The following is a 25,457-nucleotide window of genomic DNA, read 5'->3' as shown; positions in this document are numbered from 1 at the left end:
ATAAAGGTCTTTATAAAAGAAAAATGAGATTGGAAATAAGAGATAGCGACGATCATTGTGGCTATCTCTTATTTTGCTAATGACTCTCATACTAGCTAAAAATTTTTAAAAGTTTATGGAACAAATTTGTTTTGGTGATTGTCTATTATGTGTACGTATAAAAAGGTATTAAGTATTTGAAAGGAATGATAGTTTTGAAAAACAAGAAAATGCTAAAAATAGGGATGTGTGTTGGTATATTAGGTTTAAGTATTACAAGCCTCGAAGCTTTTACAGGAGGGCCATTGCAAGTTGAAGCGAAAGAAAAGAAAGGGCAAATAAAACATAAAAATCAGGCGACGCATAAAGAGTTCTCTCAACTTGAGAAAAAATTTGATGCTCGATTAGGTGTATATGCGATTAATACTGGTACAAAACAAACAATCGCTTATCGACCTAACGAAAGGTTTGCTTTTGCATCAACTTACAAGGCTTTAGCGGCAGGAGTATTACTGCAGCAAAACTCTACTATGAAATTAGATGAAGTTATTACTTATACGAAAGAAGACTTAGTGGATTATTCACCTGTTACAGAGAAACATGTAGATACTGGAATGACACTAGGAGAAATTGCGGAGGCTGCTGTTCGTTACAGTGATAATACTGCAGGGAACATTTTATTTAACAAAATAGGCGGACCAAAAGGATATGAAAAAGCGCTTAGACAGATGGGTGATCGTGTTACTATGTCTGATCGCTTTGAAACAGAATTAAACGAGGCTATTCCAGGAGACATTCGTGACACTAGTACAGCGAAAGCAATTGCTACGAATCTTAAAGCTTTTACGGCCGGAAATGCACTTCCAAATCATAAGCGTAACATTCTTACAGAGTGGATGAAAGGAAATGCTACAGGAGACAAACTTATTCGTGCAGGTGTACCAACCGACTGGATAGTTGCAGATAAATCAGGGGCTGGAAGTTATGGGACACGGAATGATATCGCTATCGTTTGGCCGCCAAATAGAGCACCAATTATCATCGCAATTTTATCTAGTAAAGATGAGAAAGAGGCTACCTATGATAATCAACTAATTAAAGAGGCGGCTGAAGTTGTAATCGATGCTATTAAATAATAATCTCTTAGTTATTTCAGTTCTTTACCATATGTTATTGGATGTATAAAATTAGAAAACAATTCTTTTTCGTATGAAAAGAATCGTTTTTGTATTTTTATTATTAAGAGGATAAAGGTAAAATAAATATATATGACGTATCCGATATGAAATTTCATGTACTGTACTATATTCAATAAAAAATCAAAATGTATCATATAATTCTGTTAACATAAAATAAGTGTTTTATAAAAATAAAAGGAGAGAATATGAAGAGAAATATTAATAGAATCATATTGTTTATTGGCATATTAGTAGCTTGTATTACTTTTTTATATTTACAGAACAATTTAATAGGTATAACTGAGGTTAAAATAACCTCTAGTAAAATACCCTCCTCTTTTAAAGGGTATAAAATTCTACAAATTTCAGACTTACACAATAAACAATTTGGCAATAAGCAAGGTGTATTAATTCAAAAAATTGAAAGCATAGACCCAGATATTATTGCGATTACGGGTGATTTAATTGACAGTAAATCATACGATGCAGAAGTTAGTATGCAATTAATACGAGAAATTGTAAAGAAGTATCCTGTATATTTTGTGACAGGAAACCATGAACAATGGTCTGGAAAGTATAACCGTTTAGAAAAAGAGTTGAAGAAATATGGTGTCAATGTTTTAAGGAATGAACATGTAGGCATTCGAAAGGGTGAGCAAGAAATAAACTTGCTAGGTATTGATGATCCAGAGTTTGTTACTGGAAAACGTGATGAAGGAAATATTATAATAGATGAAATTAAAAAAGCGAAAATTGAAATGCAGCCAGATAGATATAATGTATTATTATCCCATAGGCCTGAATTTATAAAGGAATATACGAATGAGAGGTTGGATTTGGTTTTATCGGGACATGCTCATGGAGGGCAAGTTAGATTGCCATTTATCGGTGGATTAGTTGCTCCAAATCAAGGTGTTTTACCTAAATATACAGCAGGTTTATATGTAGAACAAAATACATCAATGGTAGTGAGTAGAGGATTAGGCAATAGTATCATTCCGCAAAGAATTTTGAATAGGCCAGAGATTGTAGTCGTGCAGTTAAATTAAGCTGTACGATTTTTTTATGCAAAAGTGAGTAAAGAGATTTTATGTATTTTGCAGGAGTTAACATTACAATTTTGTTAAAAATTTTCTACGTTACATAAAGTAACAAAATTTGACTCTGATTGTTTGTTATAGTGTAAATAATCAAAAAACTTAAAATTTGTCGAGTGAAAAGTGTGATAAGTAATTCATGTAAAAAACTTAAAGGGGTGTACACATGCATAAAGAATACGAAATTGAAGAGTATACGGCGATTGAGGAACAAATACATTATTATTGTAAATGTTTATTAGTAACTCATCCTGATCAAATTATAAAGTATTTAGAAAAAAGATTAGAAAAATATGCAAAAACATTACAATATGCACATTTATATCCCGACACAGTTATATTACCGTTACAGCAATTAGTTATCGAATATTCTTTAGATGTTGCTAGAATTAGGAAGTATATGAATTTAAAAACGTAAAGTAAAATTTATAGTTTAAATGAAACAGAGTCAACTTTAGGAAATAAAATTCTAATGTCGACTCTGTTTCATTGTTTAATATCGTCGAGTGAAAATACATACTAATCAATGAAGTTTGACATATAATTACGCAAGAGTAAAATGAAAGTGAGTACTCACTCATTTTAGAGAAGGGGGAAGAATATGTGAAGCAACCTGCCATTATTTTACGGACTGTATCAAAAAGTTTTGGAAAAAAAGAAGTTTTACACAATCTTTCATTACAAGTTGAAAAAGCAGAGATATTTGGTTTAGTTGGGCCTTCAGGTTCTGGGAAAACGACTCTTATTAAATTGATTGCAGGTATTAACGAAGCAACGGAAGGTGAAGTGCTTGTTTACAACACGAACATGCCTAATTTAAATGAAATGAAAAGAATTGGTTATATGGCTCAAGCTGATGCATTATACGAAGAACTATCAGCATATGAAAATGCAGATTTTATGGCAACGATGTACGGATTAAAGGGAAAGCATAAAAAAGAAAGAATTGAAAAGGTTTTTGATCTTGTTCAATTATCACAACATATGAAAAAGCAAGTGCAGCATTTTTCAGGCGGGATGAAGAAGCGTTTATCATTAGCAATAGCACTCCTTCATGAACCAGAAATATTAATTTTAGATGAGCCAACAGTGGGGATAGATCCGCTTCTTAGAAAAACGATTTGGGAAAAATTTTATGATTTGAAAAAGAAAGGCACTACCATTATTGTAACAACACACATTATGGACGAAGCTGAATTTTGTGAACGCCTAGGGTTAATTAGAGAAGGAAAGCTAGTTGCGACTGGTACAACTGAAGAATTGAAAAAGCGGGTATCATCAGGAAGGATTGAAGATGTCTTTTTGTTGGAAGAGGTGGCTGAATTATGAGAGTTACCGGTGTAATCATTCGTATTATTCGCCAATTTTTTCGAGATAAACGTTCGTTAGCGATGATGTTTGGAGCACCTATGTTATTACTTTGGTTATTGTCGCTAGTGTTTACACAAAAGGACTATGTACCGCATATTGCTGTTGTTGATATGCCCGCTCAGTTAGTAAAAGTGATGAAAAATCAGGAAGCGTCAATTTATGAATATAATACAGAAAAGGCAATGTCTGAGCTAGAAAATCAAAAGGTAGATGCAGTCATTCGTTTAGAAAATGGAAAAATGAATATTGTATTAGAAGGTAGTGATTCGTCAAAAAATCGTGCTGTACTTCAAATATTACAAAAAAGTACAGAGAAGAACGATATATCAATAATGAAACCTGAAGTGAATTATTTACATGGCTCTAAAGACTTTACAATGTTTGATGGGCTTGGCCCTGTATTGATTGGTTTCTTTACATTTTTCTTTGTATTTATTTTATCAGGGGTGTCTTTCGTAAGAGAACGTTTAAGCGGTACGTTAGAAAGGTTATTATCAACTCCAATTAAAAGATGGGAAATAGTTGTAGGATATATTATTGGTTTTGGGATCTTTGCATTTATACAATCCATTATAATTGTAAGTTTTTCAGTTTATATTTTAGACTTGTATGTAGCTGGCTCTATATGGCTAACGCTACTTATTACATGTATGCTTTCTTTAACGGCATTAACTTTAGGGACATTTTTATCAGCATACGCAAATAATGAATTTCAAATGATTCAGTTTATACCGCTTGTCATTGTGCCACAAATATTCTTTTCTGGTTTGTTTCCAATTGAATCGATGAATAAGTGGCTCCAAATGTTAGGGAAATTATTTCCGCTCACATACGGCGCTGACGCAATGAGACAGGTGATGATTCGAAATCAAGGATTTACAGAGATTGCATTAGATTTAACTGTTTTACTATTTTTCTCAGTATTATTTGCAGTAGGGAATGTATTTGCATTAAAGAAACATCGAAAAATATAATGATGATACAAAGGGGTATTATAGGTGAAGAAGGATTGGCTGGAAGAATTAATTGCCGCAACAAATACAGACAAACGAAATGAACGTCAAATGCGTATATTAGAGGCGGCTGTTGATATGTTTGGAGAAAAAGGTTATGCTTCAACTTCAACAAGTGAAATTGCAAAACGGGCTGGTGTAGCAGAAGGAACAATCTTCCGCTACTATAAAACGAAAAAAGATTTATTGTTAGCAGTAGTCATGCCGACATTAACGAAGTTTGCTGCACCATTTTTCGTACAAACATTCGCAAAGGAAATATTTAAATCGGAGTATGAATCATATGAAGGGCTTCTAAGAGTTGTGATTCATAATAGATTTGAATTTGCAAAAAAGCATTTTCCAATGATAAAAATATTAATTCAAGAAGTGCCATTTCAGCCAGAACTGAAAAATGAAATACAACAATTAGTAGAAACAGAGTTACTTACACATTTTAAAAAGTTGATTGCAAAGTTTCAAGAAGAAGGAGCAATTATTGAAATGCCTCCAGCTTCTGTATTACGACTTACTTTATCAGCTGTGTTAGGATTACTCTTAACACGATTTTTATTATTGCCAGAAGAAAAATGGGATGATGAAGTGGAAATTGAAAATACGATTCAGTTTATATTGTACGGATTAACGCCACGAATTTAATCGATGAAGTGTGAATTACATATGTTATATTTAAGTAAAATAATAAATCGCCTTTAAAAAGGCGATTTATTTTCATGATATATTTTTGATAAATAAGTACTTGTTTACTAAAAACATTCTAAATCAGCGTGTTTCTTTGTCTCTTCTTCTAAGACCTAATAATCCTGCTAGTCCTAATAAACCGAGCCAAGCCCAATTATTATTTCTATCACGATTATCATTTAAATCATTTGTTGTATTTACATTTCGAGTTCTTACATCATTATTAACTCTGTCTAAGTTATTGTCATTAACTCGAGTTGAAATGTCAGTGTTATTAACTCTATTCATATTAGTTCCATCGTATTCAGCTTGTGCAGATGTACCTAAAAACATAATAGATAGTGCTAAAACACTTAAAATAGATGATAATTTCTTCTTCATAACGCTCTCCTCCTTTCTTATGTATTAATTTCTCCAAAGCATGTGTGTATTATTCGTTTCACAGTATATAAACCGTCATATTATAGAGCGCATATTTATAGAAAATAGAGCTGAATGATTGCTAATATATTATTTGATATATATTTGTCATAAAATTAAATGAACCAAACTTTGCTTAAAATGTTAATCTTAGTACAATTTATATTATACGGACTAGCACAAAGGAGGTAATGAAATGCGGCAATTTGCTAAACCGAAAATTGTTGTAAGTAAATGTTTAGAGTTTGATGCTTGTCGTTATAATGGAGAGATGATTCCGGATGTAACAATACGAAATTTGCAGCCATTTGTTACATTTATACCTGTTTGTCCAGAAGTCGAGATTGGATTAGGGACTCCTCGTGAAACGATACGAATTGTAGAAGAAAATGGTGAGAATAGACTTGTGCAACCGTCAACACGAGAAGATGTAACTGAAAAAATGGAGCAGTTTTCAAATGACTTTTTACAAATGATATCGGATGTGGATGGTTTTATTTTAAAGAATCGTTCACCAAGTTGTGGTACGCGTGATGTGAAAATTTATTCTAGTTTTGAAAAAGCGCCAGCAAAAGGAAAGGGACCAGGCTTATTTGGCGGAGCAGTAATAAAAAAATTTTCGCATCTTCCTATTGAAGAGGAAGGCAGATTGTCGAATTTTATTATTAGAGAGCATTTCTTTACAAGGCTATTTACAATCGCATATTACAAGATGATTAAACATAATAAAAATATGAAAGATCTTGTATCGTTTCAGTCGGATAATAAATATTTATTTATGGCATATAATCAGGTGAAACAAAAGGAATTAGGGCGTATAATTGCAAATCACAAAAATGAAAAGATTGAAGTTGTATTTGAAAATTATGAGAAGACTTTATATGAATTATTTATGCGCACACCCCGCTATACATCAAATGTAAATGTATGTGAGCATATTTTTGGATACTTTAAAACAAAGCTGAAAAAACAAGAAAAAGATCATTTTTTAAATTTAATACAAAAGTATATAGAAAAGAAAATTCCGCTTAGTAGCTTACTTGCAATTTTAAAATCATGGGCTCTTCGATTTGATGAAAAGTATTTATTAAGACAAACATATTTTGAACCATATCCTGAAGCTTTAGTAGAGATTTCAGATTCAGGTAAAGGTAGAGATTATTAAACATAAAATTACATAATTCGACAAAAAAACTCCTATGTTGTTGTAGAACAATGTAGGAATTTTTTTGTGCATTAGTACAGAATCTGTTTTAAAATTAAATTATGACAGAATTATAACAATTATCTAACTAATGTTCTTGTCTTTTCATTCGTAATGTTTGTAGTAGAAACTCGCACGCTGTCGAAACTCAATATTCGATAAGGGGTGTGTAGCGGAATGGAATTTACTCTAACTCGCGAAAAACAAATGATTAAAGAAATGGTACGTGACTTTGCTGAAAAGGAAATCGCACCGAAAGCTGTGTATTATGACAAAACTGCAGAGTTTCCATATGAAACATTTCAAAAAATGGGCGAACTAGGATTATTAGGCATCCCATTCCCAGAAGAGTATGGAGGTTCAGGTGGCGATACAGTATCGTACGCGTTAGCAGTTGAAGAAATTGGTCGTGCTTGTGGTGGGACAGGATTAAGTTACGCTGCAACAATTTCATTAGGTGCTTCTCCAATTTATTATTTCGGTACAGAAGAACAAAAACAGAAATATTTAGTTCCAATGGCATCAGGTAAAACGTTAGGTGCTTTCGGATTAACTGAGCCGAATGCTGGATCTGATGCAGGTGGCACACAAACGAAAGCTATATTAGACGGAGACGAGTATGTTATTAGTGGTGAGAAGTGTTGGATTACAAATGCAGAGTATGCAAATACAATTATTGTAACCGCTGTCAACGGTGTTGAAGAGAATGGTAGAAAACGTATTTCTGCATTTATCGTACCGACTACTAGTGAAGGGTTAACGATTTCAAGCCCTTACGATAAGATGGGCGTACGTGCTTCTAATACATGTGAAATCGTACTTGATGGTGTACGTGTGCCGAAAGAAAATATACTTGGTGATGTAAATAAAGGGTTTAAACAATTCTTATATACACTTGATGGAGGACGTATTTCAATCGCAGCATTAGCTGTTGGTATTGCACAATCTGCATTTGAACGTGCACTGCAATATGCGAAAGAACGTCAACAATTTGGAAAATCAATTTCTAATTTCCAAGCGATTCAATTTAAATTAGCTGATATGGCAACTGAAATAGAGCTAGCGCGTAATTTAGTACATAAAGCAGCTTGGTTAAAAGATAACGATAAACCTTTCGGTAAAGAAGCGGCTATGGCAAAACTTTTCGCATCTGAAGCAGCAAGCCGTATTGCAAATCAAGCAGTGCAAATTCACGGTGGATATGGCTATATGCGTGAATATGAAGTAGAACGACATATTCGTGATGCAAAACTATTAGAAATTGGTGAAGGAACTTCTGAAATTCAACGTCTCGTAATTGCTAGACATTTAGGATGTAGATAAAAAGGAGGAATCACTATGTTTCAAAAAATATTAATTGCTAATCGCGGGGAAATCGCAGTTCGTATTATGAAAACTTGTCAAAAACTTGGCATTCGCACTGTTGCTATTTATTCTGAGGCAGATGAAAATGCCTTGCATGTAAAAATGGCAAATGAAGCTTACTTAGTAGGTGGGCCACGTGTCCAAGAAAGCTATTTAAACCTTGAAAAAATTATTGAAATAGCTAAGAAGACAAATGCTGAAGCAATCCACCCGGGGTATGGATTATTATCTGAGAATCCATCTTTTCCGGTTCGTTGTAAAGAAGAAGGAATTGTATTTATCGGTCCATCAGAAGAAATCATTACGAAGATGGGAAGTAAAATCGAATCACGTATTGCGATGCAAGCTGCAGATGTGCCAGTAGTTCCGGGTATTACTACAAATATTGAAACTGCTGAAGAAGCAATTGAAATTGCTAAACAAATTGGTTACCCATTAATGTTGAAGGCATCCGCAGGCGGCGGAGGCATTGGAATGCAGTTGATGGAAACTGAGCAAACGCTCACCAAAGCATTTGAAAGCAACAAAACGAGAGCACAAAACTTCTTCGGTAACGGAGAAATGTATTTAGAGCGCTATATAGCAGACGCGCATCATATTGAAATTCAGCTTTTAGCAGATACACATGGTAACACAGTGTATTTATGGGAGCGTGAATGTTCAGTACAGCGCCGAAATCAGAAAGTAATTGAAGAAGCACCTTCACCATTTTTAGATGAAGGTACACGAAAAGCGATGGGTGAAGTTGCTGTACAAGCTGCCAAAGCTCTAGGGTATACAAATGCTGGTACAGTTGAGTTTCTAGTAGATGATCAGAAGAACTTCTATTTCTTAGAGATGAATACGAGATTACAAGTAGAGCATCCAGTTACAGAAGAAATTACAGGCTTAGATCTTGTAGAACAACAACTTCTAATTGCATGTGGTGAAAAATTATCGTTTACACAAGATGATGTAAAACGTAGTGGTCATGCCATTGAGGCACGTATTTATGCAGAAGATCCGAAAACTTTCTTCCCATCACCTGGGAAAATTACAAATTTAACGCTTCCAACAAATGTACGTATCGATCACTTTTTGGAGAATCAAGTAACGATTACACCTTTCTATGATCCAATGATTGCGAAAGTCATTGCTCATGGTGAAACGCGTGAAGAAGCAATTTCGAAATTACATGATGCTCTAGAAGAATTAAAAGTAGAAGGTATTAAAACGAACACGCCAATGCTGCTTCAAGTATTGGAAGATGATGTGTTCAAAAGTGGTATTTATACAACGGGTTTTGTAACGAAACAACTTGTTAAAAAATAAGATTTAACAATACTAAGGGGGAAAAAATGATGACGAAAGTATATGCATCGATGGCAGGAAATGTATGGAAGATTGTTGTAGGAGTAGGAGATACAGTAGAGGAAGAGCAAGATGTCGTCATTTTGGAATCTATGAAAATGGAAATTCCAATCGTTTCAGAAGAAGCTGGCACAGTTATGAAAATTAATGTGCAAGAAGGCGATTTTGTAAATGAAGGAGATGTATTACTAGAAATTGAATAGGGAGATATAGGGGGAAGCGAATTGAAACTACCTAATTTTGCTGTCATTAAAGAAGTCGGGCCACGTGATGGCTTACAAAATGAAAAAAAGATTGTTGGCACAAAAGATAAAGTAAAATGGATCCAACTACTTACAGAGGCGGGATTATCGTACGTTGAAGTTTCCTCATTCGTTCACCCTAAATGGGTCCCTGCATTAGCAGATGCAAATGATGTGTTTTCAGAGCTGAAAAGGGATCCCAATGTTACATATGCAGCGCTTGTTCCAAATCAAAATGGTTTGGAACGAGCTTTTTTGCAAAATGTAGATGAGGTGAATGTTTTTTTATCAGCAAGTGAATCTCATAATAAAAGTAATATTAATAAATCAATTAAAGAAGCATTAGTTGTAATTGAAGATATAACAAAACAGGCATTATTCGAAGGGAAAAAAGTAAGAGGCTATGTTTCTACTGTATTTGGATGTCCTTATGAAGGGGATATAAGTCTCGTAGCAGTTGACGAATTATGTAATCAACTATTTTCATACGGCATTTATGAAGTATCTCTTGGCGACACAATCGGAGTAGCAAATCCACTACAAGTAGAGCAAGTTTTAGAGCATTTATTAAAGAAATATGATGCTTCGCAGTTTGCAATGCACTTCCATAATACGTACGGAATGGCTCTTGCGAATGTAGTAAAGTCTTTAGAATATGGTATTACAACATTTGATAGTTCTTGTGGTGGCCTTGGGGGATGTCCATATGCACCAGGAGCATCAGGTAATGTTGCAACTGATGACTTAGTTCATATGCTCCATAAGTTAGGTGTCCAAACGAATATTGATGAAGAGAAGTTATTGAGAGCGAGTCAATTTATTCAGAGTAAATTAAATATCCAATTACCGAGTCATGTGTATAGAGCGCTTCAACATAAAACGATAAGTAGGTGAGAAGATGCTACAATTACAAAACATTTCAGTTGATTATGTAACACCTCACGTTGTAAAGATTTCCTTAAATCGTGAAAGACAAGCCAACTCATTATCTTTAGCTTTATTAGAAGAGTTACAAAACATTTTAACTCAAATAAATGAAGAGGCAAATACTCGTGTAGTTATTCTAACAGGTGCTGGTGAAAAAGCGTTTTGTGCTGGTGCTGATTTAAAAGAACGTGCTGGCATGAATGAAGAACAAGTTCGTCATGCTGTTAGTATGATTCGCACTACTATGGAAATGGTTGAACAATTACCACAGCCAGTTATTGCTGCTATAAATGGAATCGCACTTGGTGGTGGTACGGAATTAAGTTTAGCTTGTGATTTTAGAATTGCTTCAGACACTGCAAGTCTTGGTCTTACTGAAACGACTCTTGCAATTATACCAGGAGCAGGTGGTACGCAGCGTTTGCCAAGATTAATTGGTGTTGGTAGAGCGAAAGAATTAATTTATACAGGTAGACGCATTTCGGCGCAAGAAGCGAAAGAATATGGTCTAGTAGAGTTCGTTGTACCAGCTCATTCACTTGAAGAGAAAGCAATTGAAATGGCAGAGAGAATTGCTAGTAATGGTCCAATTGCTGTTCGATTAGCAAAAGAAGCAATTTCAAACGGTATTCAAGTTGATTTACATACCGGATTACAAATGGAAAAACAAGCGTATGAAGGTGTAATCCATACGAAAGATAGATTAGAAGGATTACAAGCATTCAAGGAAAAACGCACACCAATGTATAAGGGGGAGTAAATATGTTAGACCAAAAACAACAATCGAATACATTTGAAGAACGAGTTGAAACGATTAAACAAGGCGGCGCACCAAAATATCATGAACAAAACAAAGCAAAAGGAAAATTATTCGTTCGAGATCGCTTAGCTCTTTTATTTGATAATGGTGAATATGTAGAAGATGCATTATTTGCAAATTGTGAACAAACAGGATTACCTGCTGATGGTGTTGTAACAGCAACAGGTAAAATACATGGTCGTACGGCATGCGTAATGGCAAATGATTCAACAGTAAAGGCTGGATCATGGGGCGCACGTACAGTTGAAAAGATTTTACGTATTCAAGAAACAGCGGAAAAATTACGTGTTCCATTATTTTATTTAGTTGACTCTGCTGGAGCGCGTATTACTGATCAAGTTGAAATGTTCCCAGGGCGCCGCGGTGCAGGAAGAATCTTCTATAATCAAGTGAAATTATCAGGTAAAGTTCCGCAAGTATGTTTATTATTTGGTCCTTCTGCAGCTGGTGGTGCATATATTCCAGCCTTTTGTGACGTTGTCATGATGGTAGAAGGTAACGCATCTATGTATTTAGGATCTCCTCGTATGGCTGAGATGGTTATCGGTGAGAAGGTAACGTTAGAAGAGATGGGGGGAGCTCGTATGCACTGCTCTGTATCAGGATGCGGAGATGTTTTATGTAAAACTGAAGAAGATGCGATTACACAAGCAAGACAATACATTTCATATTTTCCAAACAACTACTTAGAAAAGACTCCATTGGTTACACCTCAAGAACCGAAACAATTCGAAAAAACGTTAGAACAAATCATTCCAGAAAATCAAAATGCGCCTTTCAATATGAAAGATCTCATTAATAGAGTTATTGATGAAGGTTCTTTCTATGAAGTGAAAAAATTATTTGCTCAAGAACTCATTACAGGTTTAGCCCGTATTGATGGTAAGCCAGTGGGTATTATTGCAAATCAACCGCGTATGAAAGGCGGCGTATTATTCCACGATTCAGCTGATAAAGCAGCAAAGTTTATTAATTTATGCGATGCATATCATATTCCATTATTATTCCTTGCAGATGTACCTGGATTTATGATTGGTACAAAAGTAGAGCGTGCTGGTATTATTCGCCACGGCGCAAAAATGATTTCTGCAATGAGTGAAGCAACAGTGCCGAAAATTTCTATCGTTGTTCGTAAAGCATATGGTGCTGGTTTATATGCGATGGCAGGTCCAGCCTTTGAACCAGATTGCTGCTTAGCGTTACCGACAGCTTCTATCGCGGTAATGGGTCCAGAAGCCGCGGTCAATGCTGTATATGCAAATAAGATTGCAGCTTTACCAGAAGAAGAGCGTGATAGCTTCATTGCTGAAAAACGCGAAGAGTATAAGCAAGATATTGATATTTACCATTTAGCATCAGAGATGGTCATTGATGGTATTGTTCATCCAAACAATTTAAGAGAAGAGTTAAAAGGACGATTCGAAATGTATATGAGTAAATATCAAGTATTTACGGATCGTAAACATCCGGTTTATCCAGTTTAAAAGCCCTATTTAGGGCTTTCTTGCTCAAAAAGTCAAGGAGGGGAAAACATTGAAACAAGCAGTTTGGTTTCCAACAGAAGAGTATAAAGAAAAAACGCGTTTATATGGTTGGATGAAATCATTGGGCTATGAAGATTATGAAACGTTTTATAAAAAGTCAATCGAAGAAACAGCTTGGTTTTGGGGAGAAGCTGAGAAAGCAGTTGGCTATCAATGGATGAAACCTTATACAGAAGTGCTAGATTTAGAAAATGGTACGCCGTTTGCACAGTGGTATAATGGCGGAACATGTAATGTTGTAGAATCGGTTTTATCACGCTGGCTTGCAGACGATGAAACAAGAACACAACCAGCACTTCAGTATGAAGGGGAAAATGGAACTTCAAAATCATTTACATATGAAGAGCTTGATAGCTGGGTAAGTCGCGTTGCAAACGGTTTGAAACATGCAGGTATTGAAAAAGGTGACCGTGTCACAATTTATATGCCGATGATTCCAGAAACAGTTGTTGCGATGCTAGCGGTTATGAAAATTGGAGCAATTATTTCACCAATATTCTCAGGATTTGCCTCTGATGCAGTCATGACACGTGTGCAAGCGGCAGGATCTAAAATGATTATTACTGCAGATGGTTTTTCACGCCGAGGTAAAGTTGTTTCATTAAAAGATGAAGTAGATAAAGCTTGTGAACATTGCCCAACTGTTGAAAAAGTTGTTATTGTTCGCCATGCAGGAAATGATTTTACACCACATAATTATGATTTCTCATGGAGTACGTTAGAAAAAGAAAAGCCATTTGTACATGCTGAAGAAATGCATAGTGATGATCCATTAATGCTCATTTATACATCAGGTACTACTGGAAAACCGAAAGGGACCGTACACACTCATGCTGGTTTCCCTTTGAAAGCTGCATTTGATGCAGGGTTTGGGATGAATATAAAACAAGGCGACCGTGTATTATGGGTAACTGATATGGGATGGATGATGGGACCATTTTTACTATTTGGCTCTCTCATTAATGGAGCAACGATGGTTATGTATGAAGGTGTTCCGGACTTCCCAGAGGCAGATCGTTTATGGGAAACAGTTGATAAATATAAAATTACACATCTCGGTATATCACCAACATTAATTCGTGCGTTAATGGCAAAAGGTGATGAGTATGTAAATAAACATTCGCTTAAGAGTTTAGAAGTATTCGCCTCAACAGGCGAGCCTTGGAATCCAGATCCTTGGATGTGGCTATTTGAAACGGTTGGAAAAAGTAATGTACCAATTTGTAACTATTCAGGCGGGACTGAAATTTCTGGTGGAATTTTCGGAAATGTCCTTATTAAACCAATTGCACCGATTAGCTTTAACGCTTCTTTACCAGGAATGGCAGCGGTTGTACTCGATGATCAGGGCAATCCGATTCGTGATGAAGTTGGAGAATTATGTTTAGAGAAACCTTGGGTTGGTATGACGAAAAGTTTCTGGGAAGACGATGAACGTTATGTGAACACATATTGGTCACGTTTTGAAAATAAATGGGTTCATGGTGACTGGGTTGTTTATGATGGTGAACAATATATTATTACAGGACGCTCAGATGATACGCTAAACATTGCTGGAAAACGCATTGGACCTGCTGAATATGAATCTATTCTTGTGAAGCATAATGATGTCATAGAAGCTGCTGCGATTGGTGTACCAGATGATGTAAAAGGTGAAGTTTGTCATTGTTTTGTAGTATTAAGAGACAATGTAACATTCTCAGGTGAATTAAAGAAAGAATTAATGAGTTTAGTAAACTCTCATATTGGAAAAGCATTATGTCCAAAAGATATTCACGTTGTAGAAGATTTACCGAAAACACGTAATTCTAAAGTAATGCGACGCGTCATTAAAGCCGCTTATTTAGGAAAAGAATTAGGCGATTTATCGTCACTTGTAAATCCTGAGGTAGTTCCGTTTATTCAGGGGTTGCAGTCTAGTAAATTATAAAATTAAAGCATGTATAATGTGAACTGACCTCTAAATTGTTAGAGGTCAGTTTTTATATATATAGGATAATTTAGTACATGTGTTTGTTTTTTCCTTTCTATGTTTTTGCCTCGTACACTTTAAAGTTAGTGGACATACTATATTAATAGAAATGATTAGGGGGTGAGATTATGGGATATCGTTATAGTAATTCTAGAAAGAAATGTTCATGTAAACAGGATGACTGTTGGGACGTTTTTGAAGAGTGTAAAAAAGAACATGAAGAGCAAAATAAGGCATGTGACTGTTGCTGTGTACAAGGAATTAGAGATGAGCTGAGAAAGTTAGTAAACAGATCAGTGCGCATTACAACAGGAACTAATAATTATGCAGGAACTGTTTCTTCCGTCACTTGTGATGTTGTAAAGCTTGCTAATAGTGCTGGCGTAGTTACAGTAATTATTTCAGTTTGTAAAATTGAAGCAATTGAACCATTGTTAACATAGGAAACGTAGCATAATTAGGCTATGTTTTTTGTGAAGCCATTCTTATGAATGGCTTTATTTTCATTTCGTATAAAAGGAGAATATATTCTATATATAGAAATAAGTTTGAGGATATATAGAATGGTGTATGAAAGGAGAATGAAGTTGATTAAATTAGAACCTTTTAAACGATCCGATTTCAAACAATTAATAAACTGGATTGATTCCGAAGAATTTTTAATACAGTGGTCAGGAAATGCATTTACATATCCCCTAAATGAAGAACAATTAGAAAAATATATAGAAAGTGAAAATACACTTGCATTCAAAGTAATAGATGAAGAGACTCAAGAAGTAGTTGGTCATGTTTCACTTGGGCAAATAGACAATATAAATAAATCTACAAGGATTGGTAAAGTACTAGTTGGTGATACGAAAATGAGAGGACGTTCTATTGGAAAGCATATGATGAAAGCAGTACTTCATATTGCATTTGATGAATTAAAACTACATAGAGTAACGCTTGGTGTTTATGATTTTAATACATTGGCTATTTCATGTTATGAAAAAATAGGATTTGTAAAAGAAGGTTTACTAAGAGAGTCGAAAAAAGTAGGGGAAACATATTGGAATTTATGGGAAATGAGTATGTTAGAATATGAATGGAGAGCTAAAATATAATTGTTTTCTATAATTATGTTATGTTAATTAAAAGGGGATTGGGGGAAAATGATGAATAAAAAGACGAAAATCATTAGAATTGCAGCTGTTTCAGGAGGAGGCAAAACTACTGTTACAGAAAGATTAACTCATAAGTTAATAAATTCAAAAGCGCTATATTTTGATAGTTATCACTTTGATAACTGTCCTGCTGATATTTGTAAATGGATTGATGATGGAGCCAATTATGATGAATGGGTACTCACACCATTAATTAAGGATATTCAGCATCTTATACGAGATAGTAAGGTAGATTATATTATTGTAGATTATCCTTTTGCATACTTAAATAGTGAAATGCGACAGTTTATTGATGTAACTATATTTATCGATACGCCTTTAGATATTGCAATGGCTAGAAGAATTTTGCGAGATTTTAAGGAAGAAACAATGAGTGAAATACATAATGATTTAAAGCATTATATAACATATGCTAGAAAAGGCTATTTGGAGGCGCTTCATACTGTAAAGCCAAATTCAGATATTGTTTTGGACGGAGCTTTATCTATAGATGAAATAATTAATCAAATTGAAGAAGAACTTTATCGGAGAGAAGTGATCGTCCATGGTTAAATGTATAGAGGGATATGTACAAGTTGATGATTTTAAAATGTATTCAAAAGTATTTCAAGGAAAGAAGTTGCAGCTTGTTTCAGCAAATTTAATTGGAAGAGGACTATATATATAAAACAGCTTGTACTGTAAATGCAAGCCGTTTTATATATATAAGAAGATTTCCTAATTGAAATCCTCGGATTTTTTCTGGCGTATATGTAAAAACATTAAAAATGTAATAATGAAGAAAATCAACAATGTTTGTATGATTAAATTTTTAAACTGAAGCAAAACTGTCCAAGATGTAACAGCATCTTTAAATGCTTGGAGTGCAGAGTATGAAGAAGGATCAAAGCCGTACTGAAGTAACTTTTTTGTTTCAATAAAAGTACTGTTTTCATTTTCGGCGTCTAATATTACTGAAATAAGTCTAGTATCTCCTCGTTTTGCTGTACTGACAAAACTATAATTACCATTAGTTGAAAAACTAGTTTGTAAGCCATCAACACCTTGGTGTTTAATGTTTTTATTAAGGGAATATATCATTTTATTGGTGTTGAAAACTTTCGTATCTTTGAAGGTGAACTGGTAAGAGGTTAGTTTTGTAACGTTCAGTACATCTGGAAAGTCTGTTACTAATTGTGTTGCTAGTTTAGCAACTTCAATTGCTGTTGTAGTTGAAAGTTTATTTGTATCGTTATTCATTCCAGTAGCGTTTAGAAACGGAGATGGTTGTGATAACTTTAGTTGTTTTGCTTTTTCATTCATTAACTGTGTGAAATTATCTTCGTTTCCAGCGATATGTTCTGCAAGAGCAAGTGCGGAACGATTATTTCCTGTCAATAACAGTGTATGAAGTAAATCACGAACCGTCGTTTTATCTTTCGGAGTTACTTGTATAGGACTCGTTTCTGCTCGGAAAACTTCGTTACTTATTTTTACTACTTCATCTAACTGTATAGTTCCTTCATTTAGTTGTTCCAGTGTGATATATTCAGTCATTAATTTAGATAAAGTAGCCGATTGTATAGGAGTTTCTTCATTTTTTGTATAAACAACTTCACCTGAATGAGCATCTATTAAAATAGCTGATTTAGCTTGAATAATTGGGCCATTTACATAAAGATAAAAATATAAAACGATAAGTGCAGTAATAACAAAAGATAATAATAAAATTGTGAATTTTTTTAAGAATTGCATAAGCGATCCTCCTATTATGACATCGATAATAATATTGTAAAAAGGAATGCTTAATTAGGAAGAAAGAAAAGGTAAAGAATTTCTAAAGAATTATAAAGGATTATTAAATTTTGGATGTTACTGGAAAATAAAAGGTCCAATTTCTTATATCGTAAGAAATTGGACCTAAAATTAAGCTGTATTAACATTTATATGGTTGTAGTTTTACAGTGAATGTTGTTTTTTTGTCATCACTATACACTTCAATTGTTCCTTTATGCAACTCTACAATACTTTTTGCAATTGCCAATCCGAGTCCAGATCCACCAGTGTTTGTAGAACGCGATTTCTCAACGCGATAAAAACGTTCAAAAATATGAGGTAAATCGGTACTTGGAATAGGTTGGCCGTAATTGGTTATATCGATTGCGATCATATTATTACTTTCATAAGCAGTAATATCAATATAATCACCATCGTTACCGTAAGCGATAGCATTAATAATTAGATTTTCAAATACGCGTACTAATTTGTCTCCATCAGCTAATACCATTAGCTTCTTTGATGGGAAAAAGGGGCGACAATCAATATTAGCCTCTTGCAGCTGTATTCGAAATTGAACTGTTAATTGTCCAAGAAGCTCCACAATATCAATAGGGACAGAATATAAACTTAATTCTTTATTTTGAACACGTGTATATTCAAACAAATCATTCATTAATGCGTTAAGACGAGTTACTTTATCGTAAATGACTTGTATATAATGACGTAATTCTACTTCATCTCTATAATTATCATGGTGGATTAAATTCACGTATCCAACTATAGAGGTAAGAGGAGTGCGTAAATCGTGCGATACATTTGTAATCAATTCACTTTTTGCTTGTTCTGCCTGTCTTTCTTCATCAATCGAGACTTTCAATTGTTCAACAATTTGATTAACCCCGCTTGCTAACTCTTCTAGATAATTATGGTTTACGATAGAAACTTTATGATTGAAGTTTCCATTTGCAATATAGCGAATCTCTTCTATCATTTTTTTTATACAAGTTTCATAGTAAAGCTTTCTTTCATGACGATAAAAAATGTATAGGTAGGATGAGAAAATAGAAAATAAAAATAAATAAGAGACAATCATCATCCATAGAGATTCTTTTATTCCTTTATATTTTTCATAACCAAAAATTCTAATGAATTCTTTGCCAAGTTCGCTTAACGTAAGCGAACTCTCAATTACACTCGTAACGAGGCGATATATAATTAATTCAGTAATAGGAGTGAGTGTAATAGCTAATAAGAGCCAAAAAATAAGTTTCCATTTCGGGATATCTTTTAATATATCAAATGCTTCATTTCTCAATTTTATAGCCTACTCCCCAAACAGTATGAATAAATTTTTCTCCATTCATTCCTGTTTCAAGCTTATCCCGTAAATTACTAATGTGGACCATTACAGTTTTATTTGAACCATAACCATCTTCATTCCAAACACGTTCAAATATTTCTTCAGAACTAAATACTCTTCCTGTATTACTCGCAAGTAAATATAAAATATCAAATTCAATAGATGTAAGCTTAATATATTCGCCATTTACTTTAACGGTATGATTATGTTTGTGTATTTCAGCAGAACGAATGCGAATCATACCATCTTCATTCTTTTGGGAAGTGGCATTTTGGAAAGATGATCGTCGTAGCAAAGCTTTCACTCTAGCTACTAATTCTAATGGATTAAATGGTTTAATCATATAATCATCAGCGCCTGTCATAAGTCCTAATATTTTATCCATATCTTCTGCTTTTGCACTCAGCATAAGAATAGGTACAGTATTATTTTCACGAACTTCTTGGCAAACTTCTAATCCATTTCGTTTTGGCATCATAATATCCAAAATCATAAGGTCAACTTCATATGTAGAAATCATTTGTAATGCTTCATCGCCATCATATGCTTTATAAATGTTATAGCCTTCATTTCGCAAATAAACAGCAAGTAATTCAACAATTTCTTTATCATCATCAATAATTAATATATTTTTATTCATTATGTAGTTCCTTTCCTTACAAATCATTAACATTACTATAATATCAAACATTTATGTACTTGTAGCGATGATTCTGTATAAAATTTCATGTAACGTATTAAAAAAGGGATTACAACATTTATAACGAATACAAAACACAAGGATATTAAGATTATATATTATATTGAAAGTTAGTTTTAAGGAGGATTTACTATGTTATATAAGGAGATATATTCATTTTCTCCAACTGGAAAAATAGAAAATGATATTAAAGATTTTTTATTAAAATATAATCAGAAGCCTACATATAAACATTCAATTCGTGTAGCAAATGAGGCGAGGAAAATTGCAAAAATGTTTTATGAAGATGAAGAAAAAGCAGCGATTGCGGGATATTTACATGATATTAGTGCAATTTTTCCAAATGAAGTACGGATTGTAGTTGCTGAAGAATTTGGAATAGAGATATTAGAAGAAGAACGAAAATTCCCAATGATTATTCATCAAAAACTTTCGAGAGTAATCGCAAAAGAGATATTTAAAGTGCATGATGAAGAGACTTTAAATGCAATTTGTTGCCATACCACACTGCGTAAACATGCAACGAAAATGGATTTAGTGTTATTTGTTGCTGATAAAATAGAATGGGATCAAAATGGAGCGCCACCATATTTAGCAGAAGTTAAAAAAGGATTAGAAAAATCTTTAGAACATGCTGCTTTTGCATATATTTCATATTTGTGGGATAGAAAAGATAAGTTGAAAGTTTTACATCCTTGGCTAGAAGAATCATATTGGCAGTTAAAAGAAATTGTAGAGTAGAAAGGGTATAAGAATGCAATTAAAAGAATATATGAATCAAACATTTCCTGGGGTTACATTAGTACCACATATATACTTTCAATGGGAAAATCATTTGCATTTTCATTTTGGGAAAGGGAAAGACCTATATGTAGAAAGAACCGACGCTATAAATAGGGAATACTTCACTCAACTTTATACATATAATAAATACTTATTTGAAGATATATTTTCAAAAGAAGATGAAGTCTTTTTAGTAACAAATGTTTATCGATTTAAAAAGGAAAATGTGAAAAATCCGCAGAAAATTAATCTATATAGACGTTTTATTCATAATAGAGAATTAAAGTATCATATAAGGCAAGAAACAATACCTTTTTTATTTGAAGATGAAGAAGCCATGCAACGATTCACGCAGAAACAAAATATCGGACGAGCTTGTCTTACCGCAAAAGAATTTCGCTTACTGCAACGCATGTCACATAGTTCAAAAGCGTTGCGAAATGTTGGATTGTATACGATGAAACAAAGTTACCTGAATAATAACAGGATGGCTACTGTAAAAGAAGTGGACACTGCCATGCAAGCCGATATGAACTACTCGGGCGTTCAATCAAACTCTGTTCAAGCCATTCGTAGAGCCTTGTATGCAGAAGTAAAGAGCTTTTTTAAAGCCTTGGAACAGTGGAAGAAACATCCTAAGAAGTTTACAGGTCGCCCTAAGTTTCCGAATTATTCTCGTTCCACTGACAAACGAATCATTGAAATCTATCAAGTTCCAAAAGTGGATGAGAACGGGTTTTGGATGATTCCGATGAGTGTTGCATTCAGGCAAAAATTCGGTTCCATTAAAATACGTATGCCGAAAAACTTACGACATAAAAAAATCTCCTACATTGAGATTGTACCGAAGCAAAAAGGTCGGTTCTTTGAGGTGCATTACACATATGAGATGCACGTTTCTCAAATGAAGAAATCACCCGCGACTACGAGTAACGCTTTGAGTTGCGATTTAGGTGTAGATAGATTAGTAAGTTGCGTAACGAATACAGGTGATACTTTCTTAATTGATGGAAAAAAACTAAAATCTATTAATCAGTACTTCAACAAAATGATACGTAATTTCCAGCAGAAAAATATTGAAAACGGAATTTCAAAACGAGTTGTAACGAATAGAATGGCTGCACTTTGGCATAACCGAGAACGACAAATAAATGGTTACATTTCACAAACGGTAGGTCTGGTGTTCAAAAAAGTGAAAGCATTTGGCATAGACACGGTTGTAGTAGGATATAACGCTGGTTGGAAACAAAAATCTGATATGGGAAAAAAGAATAATCAAAAATTTGTTCAAATCCCATTTCATAAACTGATTGCAGCAATTGAGAATAAATGCAAAAAAGAAGGCATCCGATTTTTGAAACAAGAAGAAAGCTATACCTCTAAAGCTAGTTTTCTTGATAAAGATTTGGTTCCAGTTTGGACGAAGGATGATAAGACGTATTATCGCTTTAGTGGCAAACGAATGACTCGTGGTCTGTACCAAAGTAAAGCAGGAACATGTATCCATGCTGATATTAATGGTGCGCTGAATACCTTGAAAAAATCAAAAGTTGTAGAATTGGAGGAAAGTCTGAAAGTGAAAACGCCGATTCTATTAGAAGTGCAAAAACGTAAGGCTGTTGCCACGCGCATAGCTTAGTGGGTGCGTCAACCATCCATGTGTACTCGACTTGTCGGGGCTTGTAGTACACGCCGGAGTCATCTGAGTGGTGGCTTCTTTCATAAGGAAGAACTGCTCTTTTTCGAAAGGGTGGTGCAAGTGGGAAAACAATCTTTCGTTGCCAGTACCAACCAAAAACATACTTGGGGTGTTACCGTAAGGTGGCATGAATGCTAGAGCGTCAAACTGTCTAGCGATAGACGAAAAGACCTAGCGTTCGAACTCAAGCCCCCACTGAAACGATTCATTTCAGTGGGGGTAGTTGACCCAGATGTATTTCTTATTAATGCAACAAAAGATATTATCATGTTTATTTATGATGATAGAGGATGTGAAGTAATTGCGAAGAATAAAGAAACAATACGAAATTTATATGAGAAATATAAAGATTGGATTCCAGATTATGAACGAGAAAGTATAGATAAAGTATTTACATGATAACAATAGGGGAAGTGAAGCGTGTTATGAAACGTATTGCAATCGTATCTGCATGGGAACCAGAACTCACGTATTTACATCAATATTATCCAAGTGAACGCATTGAAAAAAGAGCCGCTTGGGAATTTCATTTTCATACTATAAATGACCTGGAAATTATTTCAGTTATAACTGGTGTTGGGAAGGTAAGTTGTGCTAGTTGTGTACAATTATTAATTAGTGAGTTTCAGCCGGATGAGTTGTTTATGACAGGGATATGCGGGAGTTTATCACATAAGGTGAAAAATGGTCATATTGTAGTGGCACTGAGCGCAATACAACACGATGTCACTGCTGCTGGTTCGGGTGAAGATGTTTTTAACTTATATAATGGTAGAACAGCACCTATCGAAACAACAAAATCGCTTGTAAGAAGAATAAAAAAAATACGATCTTATGATCCGATTCATTTCGGTACATTTTTATCTGGAGATCAACGTATCCGTAGTTCAGAAATGAGATATTTACTCCATACTGTATATGGAGCATTAGCGGTTGATCAAGAAGTGGCAGCTTTTGCTTATGTGTGCCAAATCAATAACAAACCTTTTCTATGTTTAAAAGCTGCTTCAGATCAAGCGAATGATAAAACGAAAGAGGAACAAAAAATCTTTAAAATGTTAGCATGTGAACGAGCGTGTGAGCATTTAATTGCTTTTTTACGTGTATATGAGATTAATGTAGTAAATCATAGATAGTAAGAGGGGTTAATATTGGAAAGTACAAATAAAATAGCTATTTTGGGTGCAAACGGAAAAGCGGGGAAATTCCTTGTAAAAGAAGCGCTAGATAAGGGGTATCAAGTAAAAATATTAACAAGAAATTCTAATAATATCAAAATAACAAATGAAAATATAGAGATCATTAATGGAGATGCACGTGATTTTGCTTCAATACGCAAATTACTTAAAGGGTGTGGAGCTGTAATTAATGCAGTAGGTCAACCCAAAAATGAATCTTATATTTTTAGCACAGTAACGAAGCATATTTTAGAAGCAATGAAGGAGTTTGAAATAAAAAGATATATTGTAATTTCCGGAGGCTCTTTAAATGTTACAGGAGATCAAAAGGGAATTGTAAATAAAATTGGAGCTACCTTATTTAAAGTTTTTTTATCAAAAATGATGCAAGATAAATATAAAGAATTACAAATTATCCAAAGTAGTAAAGTAGATTGGACAATTGTTAGATTACCATTTGTTATAGAGGGAAATGGTATTGGACGTATAAACGAGAGTTTAGTAGATATGCCAGGAATTAAAATACAAAATGGCGATATTGCACCGTTTGTTATAAAACAAATTAATAGTGATAGATATGTAGGGAAGTGTCCGTTCATTTCAAATTAAGCAGTAGAATTCAAAATTAAAGTATGATGTGATTAGTAGATCTTATGTATTTGAACGTTAAGTTTAACACGAGTAAGTGGGGGATAATTTTATATGATTCAATATAAAAGATGCAGTGAAGTAAGTATAGATTTAGTGTATGAAGCTTTTAAAGATGGATTTTCAGATTATATTATTAAAATGGAAGTTTCAAAAGAAGATTTTATAAAAAGATTCTTTGGGCCAGAAGGGAATTCACTACAACATTCCTTTCTTGCTTTAGACGATAACAAATCTGTTGGTGTAATACTTGGTGGGATAAAGGATTATGAAAACATAAAAACAATGCGCTGCGGAACATTAGCAGTTCATCCCAATTACCGTGGTATTGGTGTGAGTCAAAAGTTATTTGAACTGCATAAAGATGAAGCGATTCAAAACGGGTGTAAGCAACTTTTTCTTGAAGTCATTGTAGGTAATGACCGGGCGATTCGTTTTTATAATAAATTAGGCTATGAAAAAGTGTACGATCTATCTTATTATAATTTAAAAGATATGACTAAAATAATGCTTAAAGAATGTAAAGGAATTGAAGTAAAACAATTAGAATTTGCAGCTTTTAAAGTTGAAATTCAGAAATGGGTACACTTCCATATAAATTGGCAAAATGATATGGATTATATCGAAAAAACAAATCATACATTTTATGGTGCATATGTCGATAATGATTTAAAAGGTTCTATATGTATGAATGAACAAGGTAAAATTAGTTTTATTTTCATAGACAAAGAGTATAGAAATCGTGGTATTGGATCAAAATTATTACAAGTAGCAAGAGATGAGTTGAATTTTGAAAGCTTGTTAATTAGTTTTCCAAACAACAGTTTACTGGAAGGGTTTGTAAAGAAAACTGGATTTGAAAAGAATTCTTTAGCACAATATGAAATGTATTTATTGATATAATAAGCGGGAGAATTTATTCTTTCGCTTTTTATTTTTGTACTATATTGATATTTTACTTTGTATAATATTCTTTTTTTATGTAGAATAGATAGGATGGGAGGG

General features: G+C 33.9%; 26 protein-coding genes and 2 pseudogenes. 24 read left to right on the top strand and 4 right to left on the bottom strand.

Annotation, left to right across the window (positions count from 1 at the left end; translation table 11 throughout):
* Positions 1–185 precede the first annotated feature (185 nt).
* From bla to FH036_RS04745, 6 genes are all read left to right on the top strand, one after another.
* Positions 186–1,115, top strand: a complete 930-nt coding sequence (bla, locus tag FH036_RS04770; protein WP_041184222.1) for a class A beta-lactamase Bla1 — start codon at positions 186–188, stop codon at positions 1,113–1,115.
* A 248-nt stretch (positions 1,116–1,363) separates the two neighbouring features.
* Positions 1,364–2,206: a metallophosphoesterase gene (locus FH036_RS04765; RefSeq protein WP_000827828.1), complete on the top strand. Its 843-nt coding sequence runs from the start codon at positions 1,364–1,366 to the stop codon at positions 2,204–2,206.
* A gap of 214 nt (positions 2,207–2,420) precedes the next feature.
* Entirely contained in the window at positions 2,421–2,672 is a 252-nt protein-coding gene (locus FH036_RS04760; protein WP_139895432.1) for a hypothetical protein, read from the top strand.
* 185 nt (positions 2,673–2,857) lie between these two features.
* Entirely contained in the window at positions 2,858–3,583 is a 726-nt protein-coding gene (locus tag FH036_RS04755) for an ABC transporter ATP-binding protein (protein WP_000812703.1), read from the top strand.
* Positions 3,580–4,599 carry an ABC transporter permease gene (locus FH036_RS04750; protein WP_001266746.1) on the top strand — a complete coding sequence of 340 codons (1,020 nt, stop codon included), beginning with the start codon at positions 3,580–3,582 and terminating at the stop codon, positions 4,597–4,599. Before FH036_RS04755 ends, FH036_RS04750 begins: the two co-directional genes overlap by 4 nt.
* Positions 4,600–4,623: 24 nt before the next feature.
* The gene (locus FH036_RS04745) at positions 4,624–5,277 is read left to right on the top strand and encodes a TetR/AcrR family transcriptional regulator (RefSeq protein ID WP_000711177.1); all 654 of its coding nucleotides are present in this window, start codon (positions 4,624–4,626) and stop codon (positions 5,275–5,277) included.
* 123 nt (positions 5,278–5,400) lie between these two features.
* Here FH036_RS04745 and FH036_RS04740 read toward each other — a convergent pair whose 3' ends face one another.
* Positions 5,401–5,700, bottom strand: coding sequence for a WGxxGxxG family protein (locus FH036_RS04740; protein ID WP_000728154.1), 300 nt, complete (start codon positions 5,698–5,700; stop codon positions 5,401–5,403).
* Positions 5,701–5,935: 235 nt separating this feature from the next.
* On the opposite strand from FH036_RS04740, the gene FH036_RS04735 reads away from it, so the two are divergent.
* From FH036_RS04735 to FH036_RS04680, 12 genes and pseudogenes are all read left to right on the top strand, one after another.
* Positions 5,936–6,904: a YbgA family protein gene (locus FH036_RS04735; protein ID WP_001248615.1), complete on the top strand. Its 969-nt coding sequence runs from the start codon at positions 5,936–5,938 to the stop codon at positions 6,902–6,904.
* A 216-nt stretch (positions 6,905–7,120) separates the two neighbouring features.
* Positions 7,121–8,266, top strand: coding sequence for an acyl-CoA dehydrogenase (locus FH036_RS04730; RefSeq protein WP_139895431.1), 1,146 nt, complete (start codon positions 7,121–7,123; stop codon positions 8,264–8,266).
* Between the two features lie 15 nt (positions 8,267–8,281).
* Positions 8,282–9,619 (top strand): acetyl-CoA carboxylase biotin carboxylase subunit, encoded by a 1,338-nt coding sequence (locus FH036_RS04725; RefSeq protein WP_000486740.1) that lies wholly within the window; start codon positions 8,282–8,284, stop codon positions 9,617–9,619.
* Between the two features lie 26 nt (positions 9,620–9,645).
* Positions 9,646–9,861: an acetyl-CoA carboxylase biotin carboxyl carrier protein subunit gene (locus FH036_RS04720; protein ID WP_001985297.1), complete on the top strand. Its 216-nt coding sequence runs from the start codon at positions 9,646–9,648 to the stop codon at positions 9,859–9,861.
* 21 nt (positions 9,862–9,882) lie between these two features.
* The gene (gene mvaB / locus FH036_RS04715; RefSeq protein ID WP_000775431.1) at positions 9,883–10,794 is read left to right on the top strand and encodes a hydroxymethylglutaryl-CoA lyase; all 912 of its coding nucleotides are present in this window, start codon (positions 9,883–9,885) and stop codon (positions 10,792–10,794) included.
* 4 nt (positions 10,795–10,798) lie between these two features.
* Complete coding sequence (locus tag FH036_RS04710; protein WP_139895430.1) at positions 10,799–11,587, top strand: enoyl-CoA hydratase; 789 nt, start codon at positions 10,799–10,801, stop codon at positions 11,585–11,587.
* Between the two features lie 2 nt (positions 11,588–11,589).
* Positions 11,590–13,131, top strand: coding sequence for an acyl-CoA carboxylase subunit beta (locus tag FH036_RS04705; protein ID WP_098345181.1), 1,542 nt, complete (start codon positions 11,590–11,592; stop codon positions 13,129–13,131).
* Between the two features lie 49 nt (positions 13,132–13,180).
* Positions 13,181–15,121, top strand: coding sequence for an AMP-binding protein (locus tag FH036_RS04700; protein WP_000806466.1), 1,941 nt, complete (start codon positions 13,181–13,183; stop codon positions 15,119–15,121).
* 170 nt (positions 15,122–15,291) lie between these two features.
* Positions 15,292–15,606 carry an exosporium protein ExsK gene (gene exsK / locus FH036_RS04695; RefSeq protein WP_000542330.1) on the top strand — a complete coding sequence of 105 codons (315 nt, stop codon included), beginning with the start codon at positions 15,292–15,294 and terminating at the stop codon, positions 15,604–15,606.
* A 120-nt stretch (positions 15,607–15,726) separates the two neighbouring features.
* A complete protein-coding gene (locus FH036_RS04690; RefSeq protein WP_041184109.1) occupies positions 15,727–16,266 on the top strand; it encodes a GNAT family N-acetyltransferase in 540 nt (179 codons plus the stop codon).
* Between the two features lie 51 nt (positions 16,267–16,317).
* Positions 16,318–16,878: a nucleoside/nucleotide kinase family protein gene (locus FH036_RS04685; protein ID WP_139895429.1), complete on the top strand. Its 561-nt coding sequence runs from the start codon at positions 16,318–16,320 to the stop codon at positions 16,876–16,878.
* Positions 16,871–16,987, top strand: a pseudogene (locus FH036_RS04680) (hydrolase); the annotation flags it as partial. The gene FH036_RS04685 and the pseudogene FH036_RS04680, both read left to right, overlap by 8 nt.
* A 56-nt stretch (positions 16,988–17,043) precedes the next feature.
* Here FH036_RS04680 and FH036_RS04675 read toward each other — a convergent pair.
* The 3 genes from FH036_RS04675 to FH036_RS04665 form a co-directional block, all read right to left on the bottom strand.
* Entirely contained in the window at positions 17,044–18,060 is a 1,017-nt protein-coding gene (locus FH036_RS04675; protein WP_139895428.1) for a D-alanyl-D-alanine carboxypeptidase family protein, read from the bottom strand.
* Positions 18,061–18,241: 181 nt separating this feature from the next.
* On the bottom strand, positions 18,242–19,399 hold the full coding sequence (locus FH036_RS04670) for a sensor histidine kinase (protein ID WP_001243301.1): 1,158 nt from the start codon (positions 19,397–19,399) through the stop codon (positions 18,242–18,244).
* Entirely contained in the window at positions 19,389–20,084 is a 696-nt protein-coding gene (locus FH036_RS04665; RefSeq protein WP_001038815.1) for a response regulator transcription factor, read from the bottom strand. Before FH036_RS04665 ends, FH036_RS04670 begins: the two co-directional genes overlap by 11 nt.
* Before the next feature lie 192 nt (positions 20,085–20,276).
* Here FH036_RS04665 and yqeK point away from each other — a divergent pair, with 192 nt between their 5' ends.
* From yqeK to FH036_RS04630, 6 genes and pseudogenes are all read left to right on the top strand, one after another.
* Positions 20,277–20,885, top strand: a complete 609-nt coding sequence (gene yqeK / locus FH036_RS04660) for a bis(5'-nucleosyl)-tetraphosphatase (symmetrical) YqeK (RefSeq protein ID WP_000965882.1) — start codon at positions 20,277–20,279, stop codon at positions 20,883–20,885.
* A gap of 13 nt (positions 20,886–20,898) precedes the next feature.
* Positions 20,899–22,566 (top strand): RNA-guided endonuclease TnpB family protein, encoded by a 1,668-nt coding sequence (locus FH036_RS04655; protein ID WP_483861237.1) that lies wholly within the window; start codon positions 20,899–20,901, stop codon positions 22,564–22,566.
* A 288-nt stretch (positions 22,567–22,854) separates the two neighbouring features.
* Positions 22,855–23,025 (top strand): annotated as a pseudogene (locus FH036_RS04645) (DUF3885 domain-containing protein); the annotation flags it as partial.
* On the top strand, positions 23,025–23,762 hold the full coding sequence (mtnN, locus tag FH036_RS04640) for a 5'-methylthioadenosine/S-adenosylhomocysteine nucleosidase (RefSeq protein WP_138322604.1): 738 nt from the start codon (positions 23,025–23,027) through the stop codon (positions 23,760–23,762). The pseudogene FH036_RS04645 and the gene mtnN, both read left to right, overlap by 1 nt.
* 15 nt (positions 23,763–23,777) lie before the next feature.
* A complete protein-coding gene (locus FH036_RS04635; protein ID WP_139895427.1) occupies positions 23,778–24,413 on the top strand; it encodes an SDR family oxidoreductase in 636 nt (211 codons plus the stop codon).
* A 93-nt stretch (positions 24,414–24,506) separates the two neighbouring features.
* Positions 24,507–25,355: a GNAT family N-acetyltransferase gene (locus FH036_RS04630; protein WP_044792419.1), complete on the top strand. Its 849-nt coding sequence runs from the start codon at positions 24,507–24,509 to the stop codon at positions 25,353–25,355.
* The last annotated feature ends 102 nt before the right edge of the window (positions 25,356–25,457 follow it).

The organism is Bacillus sp. CD3-5 (genome assembly GCF_006349665.1).
Classification (GTDB): domain Bacteria; phylum Bacillota; class Bacilli; order Bacillales; family Bacillaceae_G; genus Bacillus_A; species Bacillus_A paranthracis.
This window is presented reverse-complemented; position numbering and strand designations above follow the sequence as displayed.